The sequence below is a fragment of the Limnohabitans sp. WS1 genome (assembly GCF_003063265.1).
Classification (GTDB): domain Bacteria; phylum Pseudomonadota; class Gammaproteobacteria; order Burkholderiales; family Burkholderiaceae_C; genus Limnohabitans_A.
Map to the genome: position 1 here is coordinate 1 of NZ_NERU01000008.1, position 12836 is coordinate 12836.

10 protein-coding genes are annotated in these 12836 nt (G+C 59.3%); all 10 read left to right on the forward strand.

Features of this window, described 5'->3' with window-relative positions; translation table 11 throughout:
- Positions 1-962 precede the first annotated feature (962 nt).
- The 10 genes from B9Z48_RS11260 (at position 963) to B9Z48_RS11305 (ending at position 12836) form a co-directional block, all read left to right on the forward strand.
- Positions 963-2195 carry a branched-chain amino acid ABC transporter substrate-binding protein gene (locus B9Z48_RS11260; protein ID WP_089957821.1) on the forward strand — a complete coding sequence of 411 codons (1233 nt, stop codon included), beginning with the start codon at positions 963-965 and terminating at the stop codon, positions 2193-2195.
- A gap of 203 nt (positions 2196-2398) precedes the next feature.
- Entirely contained in the window at positions 2399-3433 is a 1035-nt protein-coding gene (locus B9Z48_RS11265) for a branched-chain amino acid ABC transporter permease (protein WP_108378452.1), read from the forward strand.
- A gap of 3 nt (positions 3434-3436) precedes the next feature.
- The gene (locus B9Z48_RS11270) at positions 3437-4729 is read left to right on the forward strand and encodes a branched-chain amino acid ABC transporter permease (RefSeq protein WP_108378454.1); all 1293 of its coding nucleotides are present in this window, start codon (positions 3437-3439) and stop codon (positions 4727-4729) included.
- Positions 4726-5499 (forward strand): ABC transporter ATP-binding protein, encoded by a 774-nt coding sequence (locus B9Z48_RS11275; RefSeq protein ID WP_108378456.1) that lies wholly within the window; start codon positions 4726-4728, stop codon positions 5497-5499. Before B9Z48_RS11270 ends, B9Z48_RS11275 begins: the two co-directional genes overlap by 4 nt.
- Positions 5499-6194 (forward strand): ABC transporter ATP-binding protein, encoded by a 696-nt coding sequence (locus B9Z48_RS11280; RefSeq protein ID WP_089957810.1) that lies wholly within the window; start codon positions 5499-5501, stop codon positions 6192-6194. Before B9Z48_RS11275 ends, B9Z48_RS11280 begins: the two co-directional genes overlap by 1 nt.
- A gap of 145 nt (positions 6195-6339) precedes the next feature.
- On the forward strand, positions 6340-8451 hold the full coding sequence (locus B9Z48_RS11285) for a 3-hydroxyacyl-CoA dehydrogenase NAD-binding domain-containing protein (protein ID WP_089957807.1): 2112 nt from the start codon (positions 6340-6342) through the stop codon (positions 8449-8451).
- A gap of 147 nt (positions 8452-8598) precedes the next feature.
- The gene (locus tag B9Z48_RS11290; protein ID WP_089957804.1) at positions 8599-9774 is read left to right on the forward strand and encodes an acetyl-CoA C-acyltransferase; all 1176 of its coding nucleotides are present in this window, start codon (positions 8599-8601) and stop codon (positions 9772-9774) included.
- A 102-nt stretch (positions 9775-9876) separates the two neighbouring features.
- Positions 9877-11718 carry an acyl-CoA dehydrogenase gene (locus tag B9Z48_RS11295; RefSeq protein ID WP_108378458.1) on the forward strand — a complete coding sequence of 614 codons (1842 nt, stop codon included), beginning with the start codon at positions 9877-9879 and terminating at the stop codon, positions 11716-11718.
- Positions 11718-12020 (forward strand): Dabb family protein, encoded by a 303-nt coding sequence (locus B9Z48_RS11300; protein WP_108378460.1) that lies wholly within the window; start codon positions 11718-11720, stop codon positions 12018-12020. Before B9Z48_RS11295 ends, B9Z48_RS11300 begins: the two co-directional genes overlap by 1 nt.
- Before the next feature lie 24 nt (positions 12021-12044).
- Positions 12045-12836 carry an SDR family oxidoreductase gene (locus B9Z48_RS11305; RefSeq protein ID WP_108378462.1) on the forward strand — a complete coding sequence of 264 codons (792 nt, stop codon included), beginning with the start codon at positions 12045-12047 and terminating at the stop codon, positions 12834-12836.

The following is a 12836-nucleotide window of genomic DNA, read 5'->3' on the forward strand; positions in this document are numbered from 1 at the left end:
CGACGTAAATATCGTTAAACTGTTTCATGACCTGCCTCCTGAGTTGTGGCACTGAGTTGATAAAGGTTTCACACCCATTAACTTAACCCACGTTTGTCAGGTGGGCAGGTCATCCATCATGTCTACAAAATGCAGGGTATCCCCCATAGGAGCGACGCCCTCGTCGCGATCAGCCTCGCAGACCACGACCCATCGACCCGGGGGCGGGGCTCCTACAAATTGCAGGGCATCCCCTGTAGGAGCGACGCCCCCGTCGCGATAGAGCCTCGCAGACCACGACCCATCGCCCCGAGGGCGGGGCTCCTACAAAATGCAGGGCATCCCCTGTAGGAGCGACGCCCCCGTCGCGATCAGCCTCGCAGACCACGACCCATCGCCCCGGGGGCGGGGCTCCTACAAAATGCAGGGCATTCCCTGTCGGAACTACGCCCCCGTCGCGATCAGCCTCGCAGACCACGACCCATCGCCCCGGGGGCGGGGCTCCTACAAAATGCAGGGCATCCCACGTAGGAGCGACGCCCCCGTCGCGAAAAGCCTCGCAGACCACGACCTATCGCCCCGGGGGCGGGGCTCCTACAAAATGCAGGGCATCCCATGTAGGAGCGACGCCCCCGTCGCGAAAAGCCTCGCAGACCACGACCCATCGCCCCGGGGGCGGGGCTCCTACAAAATGCAGGGCATCCCCTGTAGGAGCGACGCCCCCGTCGCGAGCAGCCTCGCAGACCACGCCCAATCGCCCTGAGGGCAGGTCTTCCTCAAGGCCAAAAGCCATCGCCTGGCGGGGGCGGGGCTCCCACAACGGCATAAACCACATGGCCGACAAAAACTGGGACCCTACAAACTGGATGGAGTTGGATCAATAAGTCGCGCGGGTGATATGCCTTAGGGGCAAACCCCGAGCGCATTTGTTGCCGCAGCGGTTACGCTGAAGCTGTTCCGATTAACCACGCAGGAGACCTTGAATGAAAACCACCACCCGTCTGATCGCAGCCGCAGCCCTGGCCGCTTGCTCCATGGGCGCTTATGCGCAAAAGGGCGAGACCGTCAAGATCGCCTGGATCGATCCGCTGTCCGGCCTGATGGCCCCTGTGGGCAGCAACCAGCTCAAGAGCTTTCAGTTCTTCGCTGAAAAATTCAGCAAGACCAACCCCGCAGGTGTCAAGTTTGAGGTGATTGGCATCGACAACAAATTGAGCCCCGCTGAAAGCCTGAACGCGCTCAAAGCCGCCATGGACCAAGGCGTGCGTTACATCACCCAAGGCAACGGCTCCTCCGTGGCCGGTGCGCTGATCGAAGCCGTGAACAAGCACAACGAGCGCAACCCCGGCAAGGAAATCATTTTCCTGAACCACTCTGCGGTGGACCCCGACTTCACCAACAGCAAGTGCAGCTACTGGCACTTCCGCTTTGACGCCGACACGTCCATGAAGATCGAGGCCATGACCACGTTCATGAAGGACGACAAAGACATCAAGAAGGTGTACCTGTTCAACCAGAACTACTCGCACGGCCACCAGGTCGCCAAGTTCGCCAAGGAAAACCTGGCCCGCAAGCGCACCGATGTGCAAATCGTGGGTGAAGACCTGCACCCCTTGGCCCAAGTGCGTGACTTCTCGCCCTACATCGCCAAGATCAAAGCCTCCGGTGCCGACACCGTGATCACCGGCAACTGGGGCTCTGACTTGGCATTGCTGGTCAAGGCGGCCAACGAAGGCGGCTACACCGGCAAGTTCTACACCTACTACACAGGCGTGACGGGCACACCAACGGCTTTGGGCCAAACCGGTGCAGGTCGTGTTTATCAAATTGCCTACAGCCACTACAACATGGGTGGTGACATGGGCAAGTGGATGGCCGAGTTCAAGCAAAAGTTCAACGACGACTTTTACACCGGTTCTGTGGTCACGATTTACAGCGCCTTGGGTGAAGCCATGGCCAAAGCCAAGTCGACCGACCCGGTCAAAGTGGCCGCAGCTCTGTCGGGCTTGAAGTTCAAGAGCTACCACGGTGATGTGGAAATGCGCAAGACTGACCACCAAATGCAGCAACCGCTGTACATGACCGTGTGGCAAAAGGCGGACAAAAAGTACCCCTACAGCCCTGAGAACACTGGCATGACCTTGGCCCCGGTCAAGGAATTCCCGTCTTACGTCTCCAGCACGCCCACCAGCTGCCAGATGAAGCGCCCTGGCTAATCAAAGGGTGCCGCTTGGCGGCCAGTCTTGTGCAGCACAGAGCCTGTGGTTCTGTGCTGCATAAGTCGAGAGGGTTCAGGCCCGATCAACGTGATGTTCATCGGGCTTTTTCATGGGCTTGTGCCTTGGGTGTGGTTGGGGTTTGAGTGTTCAAACCCACTTTCGGTAACGTTGTTAGATCCCAGAGGGTCTGGAAAGTTTTTATGGAGTTTTTCATCATCTCCATGCTCAACGGTCTCAGTTACGGACTGTTGCTCTTCATGCTCAGCTCCGGGCTGACGCTGATTTTCAGCATGATGGGTGTGCTCAACTTTGCGCACGCCAGTTTTTACATGATCGGTGCCTATCTCGGTTACACCCTCACCGGGTGGATCGGCTTTTGGCCTGCCTTGGTTGTGGCCCCCCTCTTGGTCGGGGCTTGTGGTGCCGTTTTTGAGCGTGTCACCTTGCGCAAAGTCCACCCCTTCGGCCATGTGCCCGAACTGCTGGTCACGTTTGGCCTGTCTTATGTGGTGCTGGAATTGGTGCAGCTGGTGTGGGGCCGCACAGCGGTCGAGTTCCCCCCGCCTGAAATTTTGCGCAGCTCAGCTTTTACCCTGATCAACCACTCGGTCAACGGCCTGGGTGTGGTCTGGGGCGCAGCGCCTGCTGAGATGTGCAGTGCAGCCGATTCCGCCATTCGTGTGGTGTGCTCACCGTTTCCGGCCACACGCGGCTTCATGATGCTGGTGGCGCTGTTGATGCTGATGTCTTTGTGGCTTTTGCTCACCCGCACCCGCATCGGTTTGGTCATTCAGGCCGCGTTGACCCACCCCGAAATGGTGGAGTCGCTGGGTCACAACGTGCCGCGCGTGTTCATGCTGGTGTTTGGTGCGGGCACGGGCTTGGCCGGTTTGGCCGGCGTGATTGGCGGCAGCACTTTCGTGACAGAACCTGCCATGGCCGCCACCGTGGGCTCGGTCATCTTTGTGGTCGTGGTGGTGGGCGGCATGGGCTCGCTGTCGGGGGCCTTTTTGGCGTCCATCCTGATTGGTGTCATCCAGACTTTTGCAGTGGCCATTGACTATTCTTTCTTGACGCTGGCCAAAGACATGGGCTGGGCCTTGTCGGCTGCCACCCAGGAAAACTCCTTTGCCAAGCTCACGCTGTCGCAGGTCGCGCCCATCTTGCCCTACCTGTTTTTGGTGCTGATCCTGATCTTCCGACCCAAGGGTCTTTTGGGCACACGCGAGGGTTAAGACATGGCTGCTGTTTACAAATTCAAACCTTACAACGTGGGCCGCTGGGTCATCTGGAGCCTGTTCGCCCTGGTCTTATTGGCTGCGCCGCTGGTTTTTACCAGCAACCTGTCGGTGACCATGCTGGCCCAGATGGGCATCGCCATCATTGCTTGCTTGTCCTACAACATCTTGTTGGGGCAAGGCGGCATGCTGAGCTTTGGCCATGCCGTCTACACCGGCTTGGGCTCATACATGGCGATTCACGCGCTCAATGCCGTGAGTGGCGGCAAGTTGAACATCCCGGTCAGCCTGCTGCCCATCGTGGGTGGCGTGGCGGGCATGGGCTTTGCCGTTTTGCTGGGCTGGGTGACCACCCGCAAATCGGGCACGCCGTTTGCCATGATCACGCTGGGCGTGGCCGAACTGGTGTTTGCCATGTCGCTCATGTTCTCGGAGTTTTTCGGGGGTGAGGCGGGCGTCTCGGGCAACCGGGTGGCGGGTGAGGCCTTTTTTGGCATCACCTACGGCCCACAGATTCAGGTGTATTACCTGATTGCCATTTACACCTTTGTGAGTGTGGCGCTCATGTATGCCTTCACACAAACGCCGCTGGGCCGCATTTTGAACGCGGTGCGCGACAACCCCGAGCGTGTGGAGTTCATTGGCTACAACACCCAGCGCGTGCGCTACATGGCCTTCATCATTGCGGGCTTTTTTGCGGGCATTGCGGGGGGCTTGGGTGCACTCAACTTCGAGATCGTGACGGCCGAGGTGGTCGGGGCAGGGCGCTCGGGCGCTTATTTGCTCTTCACCTTTTTGGGTGGAGCCACCTTCTTTTTTGGCCCCATCATCGGCGCGATCTTGATGATCATTGCCTTTGTGCTGCTGTCCGAGTTGACCAAGGCCTGGCTGCTTTATCTGGGCCTGGTGTTCCTGTTCATGGTCATGTATGCACCGGGCGGCATTGCCAGCTTGATCATGATGAACCTGCGGGTGGCCAAGTTCGGCAAACTGCGCCAGATCTGGACCAGTTATTTGGGCCTGGGTCTCACGGCCATCGTCATGCTGGCGGGTGCCGGGGCCATGATCGAGATGGTTTATCACTTGCAGCTCAACTCGGCTTTGGGTGACACGGTCAAGTTCATGGGGGCCACGCTGAATGCCAAGAGCTTGGACAGCTGGTTTGGCTCGGCCTTTGTCATGCTGACCGGTTTGGGCCTGTTTGAGTTGGCCCGCAGGCAGTTTGCGCGTGACTGGGGCGAGATTCAGACCGACATTGAAAAAGAAATCAAGCGCCGGGAGAACGCAGCATGAGCACCAATGCACTTGAACTCAAAGACCTTCGCAAGAATTTTGGCAAGACCGAAATCATCCGGGGCGTGAACCTGGCGGTCGCGCCCGGCGAACGCGTGGCCGTGATTGGCCCCAACGGCGCGGGCAAGTCCACGCTGTTCAACCTGATCAGCGGCCGTTTTGGACCCACAAGCGGCGAGATTTTGCTCAATGGCCAAGCCATTCAGCACAAAACGCCTTACGAGATCAACCGCATGGGGCTGTCGCGCAGCTTCCAGATCACCAACATCTTTCCCAAGTTGAGTGTGTTCGAGAACCTGCGCTGCGCGGTGCTGTGGAGCCTGGGCTACAAATACAGCTTCTTGAAGTTTTTGTCAGGCCTGAAAGACGCCAACGAGCGGACCGATCAGCTGCTGAACATGATCCGTTTGGACAAAAAACGGGACGTGCTGGCGGTGAATTTGACCTATGCCGAACAGCGGGCGCTGGAGATTGGCGTGACCATTGCCGGTGGCTCGGATGTGATCTTGCTGGACGAACCCACGGCGGGCATGAGCAAGAGCGAAACCTCGCGTTTCATCCAACTCATCAAGGAAGTCACGGTGGGCAAAACCTTGCTCACGGTGGAACACGACATGGGGGTGGTGTTCGGTTTGGCCGACAAAATCGCGGTGGTGGTGTATGGCGAAGTGATCGCTTTTGACACACCCCAAGCCGTGCGGGCCAACGCCAAGGTGCAGGAGGCCTATTTGGGCTCTCCGGTTGCGGACAGCCAAGCGGGAGCCCACTGATGTTGAAAATCGAAAACCTTCATGCCTATTACGGCAAAAGCCATGTGTTGCACGGTGTTGATTTCGAGGTGGGGCAAGGCGAAATCGTGGCCTTGCTCGGGCGCAATGGTTCGGGCCGCTCCACCACCGCCAAGGCCATCATGGGACTGGTCGAGTGCGAAGGGCGCATCGACTGGAAAAGCCAGTCGATACAGGGCAAAAAAGCTTACGAAATCGCCCACTTGGGCCTGGGCTATGTGCCCGAAAACCGCGACATCTTTCCCAAACTCACCGTCAGCCAAAACCTGCAACTGGGTCAAAAACGCAGCGGCAAAAACGGCCGCTGGTCCTTTGAGGACATGTTTGCCATGTTTCCGCGCTTGAAAGAGCGTGAGCACACCGAAGCCGGTGTGTTGTCAGGCGGCGAGCAACAAATGCTCACGCTGTGCCGCACCCTCATGGGCGACCCGGACCTGATCATCATTGACGAGCCCACCGAGGGCCTGGCCCCCAAAATTGTGGAGTTGGTGGGGCAATTTCTGCACAGCCTGAAGGCCAAAGGGGTCTCGGTCTTGCTGATTGAGCAAAAACTGACCATTGCCATGAGCATTTCTGACCGTGCTTTGGTCATGGGCCATGGCTCCATCGTCTTCCAAGGCACACCCGATGAGTTGCGGGCCAACAGTTACATCCGCAAGGAGTGGCTGGAAGTTTGAGCTGAGGTGGGCGAATGGCCCACTTGGCTCTGGCTTGGCCCGTCTCAATCGCGACAAAATTTCGTTTTGGCTCGGTTTTTCTGTCTAAAATGGCAAAAAACGAACGGTCGTTCTTTTTTAATTTTTCACGCAAAGGAAGTCCAGCATGACAGCTGAATACAAAGTCCACGGCGATGTCGCGGTCATCACCCTGATGAACCCGCCGGTCAACGGTTTGGGTCTGTCCACACGCATCGGCATCACCGATGGTTTGGAAAAAGCCAACAACGACGCGGCTGTCAAAGCCATTGTCATCACGGGCGGCGGCAAGGCCTTTTCCGGTGGCGCAGACATCCGTGAATTCGGCTCGCCCAAAGCGATCCAAGAACCCAATTTGCTGAGCGTGATTCGCGCTTGCGAAAACTCGGCCAAGCCGGTGGTGGCGGCCATTCATTCGGTGGCCATGGGCGGTGGTTTGGAGCTGGCCTTGGGTTGCCACTACCGCATTGCAGCGCCTGGCACCTCGATTGCGCTGCCTGAAGTCAAGCTGGGTCTGATCCCCGGCGCGGGCGGCACACAGCGCCTGCCCCGCGTGATTGGCGTGGAAGCGGCCCTGAACATGATCGTCAGCGGCGAAGCCATCAAGAGCGAAATGCTGGCCATGTTGCCCGGTCAAAAGCTGTTTGACGCCATGGCCCAATCGGCCGAGAGCCTGCCCGAAGAAGCCTTTGCGCTGGCCCGCAAAGTGGCCGCTGCCCACGCCGATGGCAGCCCGCTGCCCCTGGTGCGCAACCTGCCTTGCAAGCACGTTCAAGGCGATGCGTACTTCCAGTTCACCCGCAACATGGTCAAAGGCATGGCCAAAAACCTGCCAGCCCCTGCCCAATGTGTGGACGCCGTCGAAGCCGCTACCAAGAAGAAGTTCGAAGACGGCATGGTCGTTGAGCGTGAGATCTTCATGAACCTGATGCTCACGCCCGAAAGCCGTGCTTTGCGTCACATCTTCATGGCCGACCGTGCAGCCAGCAAGATCCCCGATGTGCCCGCCGACACCCCCAAGCGCGACATCCAGAGCATCGCGGTCATTGGTGCCGGCACCATGGGCGGTGGTATTTCGATGAACTTCTTGAACGCGGGCATCCCGGTCAAGATTTTGGAAATGAAGCAAGACGCGCTGGACCGTGGCGTGGCCACCATCCGCAAAAATTACGAAGCCCAAGTCAAAAAGGGCAAGCTCAAGCAAGACAAATACGAGCAGCGCATGGCTTTGCTGAGCACCACGCTGAGCTACGACGACATCGGTCAGGCCGACCTGGTGATCGAAGCCGTGTTCGAAGAAATGGGCGTGAAAGAAGCCGTTTTCAAGAAGCTCGACGAAGTGATGAAGTCCGGCGCGATTTTGGCGTCCAACACTTCCACCTTGGATGTGAACAAGATCGCCAGCTTCACCCAGCGTCCTCAAGACGTGGTGGGCATGCACTTCTTCAGCCCGGCCAACGTGATGAAGCTGCTCGAAGTGGTGCGTGGTGCCCAAACCGGCAAAGACGTGCTGGCCACCGTGATGGCGATTGGCAAGAAGATCAAGAAGACCTCGGTGGTCTCGGGCGTGTGTGATGGTTTCATCGGCAACCGCATGATCGAGCAATACAGCCGCCAAGCTGGTTTCCTGATCGAAGAAGGCTGCACCCCTGCGCAGGTCGACAAAGCCGTTGAGAAATTCGGCTTTGCCATGGGCCCCTTCCGCATGGGCGACTTGGCGGGCAACGACATCGGCTGGGCGATCCGCAAGCGCCGTTACACCGAAAAGCCCGACCTCAAGTACAGCAAAACCGCTGACTTGCTGTGCGAAATGGGCCGCTACGGTCAGAAAACCGGCGCAGGCTGGTACGACTACCAAACCGGCAAGCGCGACGCGATCCCCAGCGCCGTGGTGGTCGAGATGATCGAAAAGCACCGCGCTGACATGGGCATCACCCCGCGCAAGATTTCGGACGACGAAATCGTTCAGCGCCTGGTGTTCTCGCTGGTCAACGAAGCCGCCCACATTCTGGAAGAAGGCATTGCCAGCAAGGCCAGCGACATCGACATGGTCTACATCACCGGCTATGGCTTCCCGTTCTGGCGCGGTGGCCCCATGAACTACGCCGACACGATTGGCCTGTTCAACGTGGCCGAAGCCATGAAGCGCTTTGCCAAAAACCCCCATGACGACGCCCAATTCTGGCAACCCGCGCCCTTGTTGGCACGCTTGGTGGCCGAAGGCAAGACATTCAACTGAGGCGCGTCGGGCGTTGAGGGTTCTGTGTTGCAGTTTGAGAGTTCAGTGTTGCGTGTCAAAAGACCACTTCACTGCTCGCTCAACGCCAGACGATCACCCATTAACGCCTGACACTCAACGCTCAACGAGCCAAAACAAGGATTCAAAATGACCAACGCCGTTATCGTATCGACCGCCCGCACCCCTCTGGCCAAGAGCTGGAAGGGCGCTTTCAACATGACCCATGGCGCCACTTTGGGCGGCCACGCGGTGCAACACGCCGTGGCCCGCGCTGGCATTGATGCCGCCGAAGTCGAAGACGTGATCATGGGCTGCGCCACGCCCGAAGGGGCAACGGGTGCCAACATCGCCCGCCAGATCGCCCTCAAGGCCGGTTTGCCCATCTCGGTGTCGGGCATGACCGTCAACCGTTTTTGCTCGTCCGGTCTGCAAACCATTGCCTTGGCTGCACAACGCATCATCGCGGGCGAAGGCCAGGTGTATGTGGCCGGTGGCGTGGAAAGCATCTCTTGCGTGCAGCAAGAGATGAACACCCACATGCTGCAAGACTTGGCGCTGGCCAAGATGAAGCCCGAGATTTACTGGAACATGCTGCAAACCGCCGAGCAAGTGGCCAAGCGCTACAAGATTGGCCGCGATGTGATGGACGCGTATGGCGCGGCCAGCCAGCAAAAAGCTTGCGCTGCGCAAGCCGCTGGTTTGTTCAACGACGAAATCGCTCCCATCACCGTCACGCAAGGCGTGATCGACAAGGTCATGGGCATGACCACCAAGCAAGTGACCGTGAGTGCGGACGAAGGCCTGCGCGAAGGCACCACCGTGGAAGCCATCAGCGGCCTGCGCTCTGCGCTGCCCGGCGGCCTGGTGTCGGCAGGCAATGCCAGCCAGTTCTCGGATGGCGCAGGCGCTTGCGTGCTGATGGACGAAAAGCTGGCCGAACAACGTGGCTTGAAGCCCCTGGGTCGCTTCCTCGGTTTTGCCGTGGCCGGTTGCGAGCCTGACGAAATGGGCATTGGCCCCGTCTACGCCGTGCCCAAAGCACTGGCGCGTCTGGGCCTCACCGTGCAAGACATTGACTTGTGGGAACTGAACGAAGCGTTTGCCGTGCAGGTGCTGTACTGCCGTGACAAGCTGGGCATCCCGGCTGACCGCTTGAACGTCAACGGCGGCGCGATCGCGGTGGGCCACCCCTACGGTGTGTCGGGCCAGCGCCTGACAGGCCACGCCCTGATCGAAGGCAAACGCCGTGGTGCCAAGCGCGTGGCAGTGACCATGTGCATCGGCGGCGGCATGGGCGCTTGCGGCATTTTTGAAGTGCTGTGATGCCGGTGGCTGTTGACGCCTGATCAACACCAAGGCGGTCGGTTTGCAGCTGACCGCCTTTTTCTTTGTCTGTTTTATTTTTCTGAACCGGGATGATGCGACATGAGCCTGCGCCCCACCGTTGATTTTTTGCTGCACGACTGGCTGAAGGTGGAAAGCCTGCAGTCCCGCGAACGTTTTGCCGACCACTCGCGCGAAACCTTTGACGCCGTGCTCGACACCTGCGAGCGCATCGCCCGCGAGAAGTACGCGCCGTTCAACCGCTTGGTCGACACGCAAGAGCCGCACTTTGATGGCGAAAAAGTCATCCTGCCTCAGGCCACACACGACGCCTACAAGGCCTATGCCGAGTCGGGCATGCTCAGCGCCGCGCAAGACTACGAGATTGGCGGCATGCAGCTGCCCTACACGGTCGAAGCGGCCGCCAACGCGTTTTTTGCCATGGCCTCGGTCAGCATCGGCTCGGGCATGCTCACCAGCGGCAACGCCAATTTGCTCATGGTGCACGGCACCGATTTGCAAAAGCAGGTGTTTGCCGCCAACGAATTTTCGGGGCGTTTTTCGGGCACCATGTGCCTGAGCGAACCGCAAGCGGGCTCGTCGCTCAGTGACGTGACCACCCGCGCTACGCCCGATGGCGAAGGCTTTGAAGACGACGCTTTGGGTGCACGCTACCGCCTCAAGGGCAACAAGATGTGGATTTCGTCCGGCGAGCACGAACTCTCCGAAAACATCATCCATTTGGTGCTGGCCAAGATACCCGATGCCAATGGCCAGTTGGTGCCCGGCGTCAAAGGCATCTCGCTCTTCATCGTGCCCAAAAAGATGGTGGACACGAATGGACAGCTGACGGGAGAACGCAATGATGTGGCGCTGGCGGGTTTGAACCACAAATGCGGCTGGCGCGGCACCACCAATACGCTGCTGAACTTTGGCGAAGGCAAGTACCCGGTGAGAGGCGATTCAGGTGGAGGCTTAGACGGTGGCGGAAGCGGCGCCGTGGGCTACTTGGTCGGCAAGCCCGGCGAAGGCCTGCGCTGCATGTTTCATATGATGAACGAGGCCCGCATTGGCGTAGGCATGGCCGCCACCATGCTGGGCATGGCCGGTTATTACGCCAGCCTCGACTACGCCAAAAACCGCCCGCAAGGCAGGCCCACAGGGGCAGGGGGCAAAGACGCCAGCCGCCCGCAGGTGCGCATCATCGAGCACGCCGACATCAAGCGCATGCTGCTTGCTCAAAAAGCCTACAGCGAAGGCGCTCTGGCGCTGGCTCTTTACAGCGCCCGCTTGGTCGACGAGCAGCACACCGGCACCGCCGAAGACGCCGATGTGGCACGTTTGCTGCTCGAAGTGCTGACGCCCATCGTCAAGAGCTTCCCCAGCGAATGGTGCCTGGAGGCCAACAGCCTGGCGATCCAGATCCATGGGGGTTACGGCTATACGCGTGACTTTCCGGTCGAGCAATACTGGCGTGACAACCGCCTGAACATGATCCACGAGGGCACCCACGGCATCCAGGCCATGGACTTGCTGGGCCGCAAGGTGTTGATGGAAAACGGCCGGGGCCTGCAACTGCTGGCTGAGCGCATGTTGGCCACAGCGGCCAAAGCCGACGCCAGCTGGGGGCCTGAAGCTGCGGCTTTGCGCGATGCTTTGACGCAAGTTGGCCAAGCCACGCAACAAGCTTGGGCCGGTGCCGAGCCCGCTCAGGCGCTGGCCAATGCCGTGCCGTATTTGCAGGCCTTTGGCCACACGGTCATTGCCTGGATCTGGTTGGATGTCGCCGCCAGCCTGGAGGGCAATGACACCCCAGCTGCACAAGGCCGCCGCGCTGCCTGCCGTTACTTTTTCCGCTACGAATTGCCCAAGATCGGTGCCTGGCTGAACGTGGTCAGCAGCCGCGACGCCACTTGTGCCGATCTGCCCGAAGAGGCTTTTTGATGATCCGCCACATGGTGATGTGGCGCTTGCATGACCAGGCACAAGGGGCCGACAAAGCCGCCAACCTGGCCAAAGCCAAAGATGTGTTGCTGTCGTGTGCCCAAGTGGTGCCCGGTATTCGCACTTTTGAAGTCGCCACCGCCACCCCCGGCATGGACTGCACCCACGATTTGGTGCTGCACATGCTGGTCGATGACGCCCATGTGCTAGCGGCCTATCAAAAACACCCGCAACATCAGGCCATCAAACCGTTCATGCAGGCCGTGGTTTCAGAACGCTGCTGCATGGATTTCACCGTCTGAATTCAACCCCCAAGGAAGCTCATCATGGCTCGCACCATTCAACAACTCTTTGATCTGACCGGACAAGTCGCCTTGGTCACAGGCGGCTCTCGTGGCCTGGGCTTGCAAATGGCCCACGCCTTGGGCGAAGCCGGTGCCAAGATCATGCTCAGTTCGCGCAAAGCCGCTGATCTGGAACAAGCGGCTGCCGAGTTGCAAGCCGCAGGCATTGACGCCCGCTGGATTGCGGCCGACTGCGGCAAAGAAGACGACATTCGCCGTTTGGCGGCAGAGACCATCGAACGCATGGGCCCGATCGACATTTTGGTCAACAACGCCGGTGCCACCTGGGGTGCCCCGGCCGAAGACCACCCGGTTGAAGCCTGGGACAAGGTCATGAACCTGAACGTGCGTGGCTATTTCATCCTTTCGCAAGAGGTGGCCAAGCGTTGCATGATTCCCCGTGGCAAGGGTCGCATCTTGAACGTCGCCTCGATTGCCGGGCTGGCGGGCAACCCCTCGGAGATGAAAACCATCGCCTACAACACCTCCAAAGGTGCAGTGATCAACTTCACCCGCGCCTTGGCGGGTGAGTGGGGTGAGCACGGCATCACGGTGAACGCGATTTGCCCGGGCTTTTTCCCCAGCAAAATGACCTATGGCCTGCTCGAAAAGCTGGGGGCCGACAAAATGTCTCAGGGCGCTCCGCTGCGTCGTTTGGGCGACGACGAAGACCTCAAGGGTCTGGCTTTGTTGTATGCCTCGGACGCTGGCAAGCACATCACTGGCCAGTGGATGGCGGTGGATGGTGGCGTGAGCGCCATCATTGGCGGTTGA

Bases quoted from the DNA above. Each gene is read 5' to 3' on its own strand.
- B9Z48_RS11295 (WP_108378458.1), top strand. From the start codon at position 9,877: ATGAGCCTGCGCCCCACCGTTGATTTTTTGCTGCACGACTGGCTGAAG.
- B9Z48_RS11300 (WP_108378460.1), top strand. From the start codon at position 11,718: ATGATCCGCCACATGGTGATGTGGCGCTTGCATGACCAGGCACAAGGG.
- B9Z48_RS11270 (WP_108378454.1), top strand. From the start codon at position 3,437: ATGGCTGCTGTTTACAAATTCAAACCTTACAACGTGGGCCGCTGGGTC.
- B9Z48_RS11260 (WP_089957821.1), top strand. From the start codon at position 963: ATGAAAACCACCACCCGTCTGATCGCAGCCGCAGCCCTGGCCGCTTGC.
- B9Z48_RS11285 (WP_089957807.1), top strand. From the start codon at position 6,340: ATGACAGCTGAATACAAAGTCCACGGCGATGTCGCGGTCATCACCCTG.
- B9Z48_RS11280 (WP_089957810.1), top strand. From the start codon at position 5,499: ATGTTGAAAATCGAAAACCTTCATGCCTATTACGGCAAAAGCCATGTG.
- B9Z48_RS11290 (WP_089957804.1), top strand. From the start codon at position 8,599: ATGACCAACGCCGTTATCGTATCGACCGCCCGCACCCCTCTGGCCAAG.
- B9Z48_RS11265 (WP_108378452.1), top strand. From the start codon at position 2,399: ATGGAGTTTTTCATCATCTCCATGCTCAACGGTCTCAGTTACGGACTG.
- B9Z48_RS11305 (WP_108378462.1), top strand. From the start codon at position 12,045: ATGGCTCGCACCATTCAACAACTCTTTGATCTGACCGGACAAGTCGCC.
- B9Z48_RS11275 (WP_108378456.1), top strand. From the start codon at position 4,726: ATGAGCACCAATGCACTTGAACTCAAAGACCTTCGCAAGAATTTTGGC.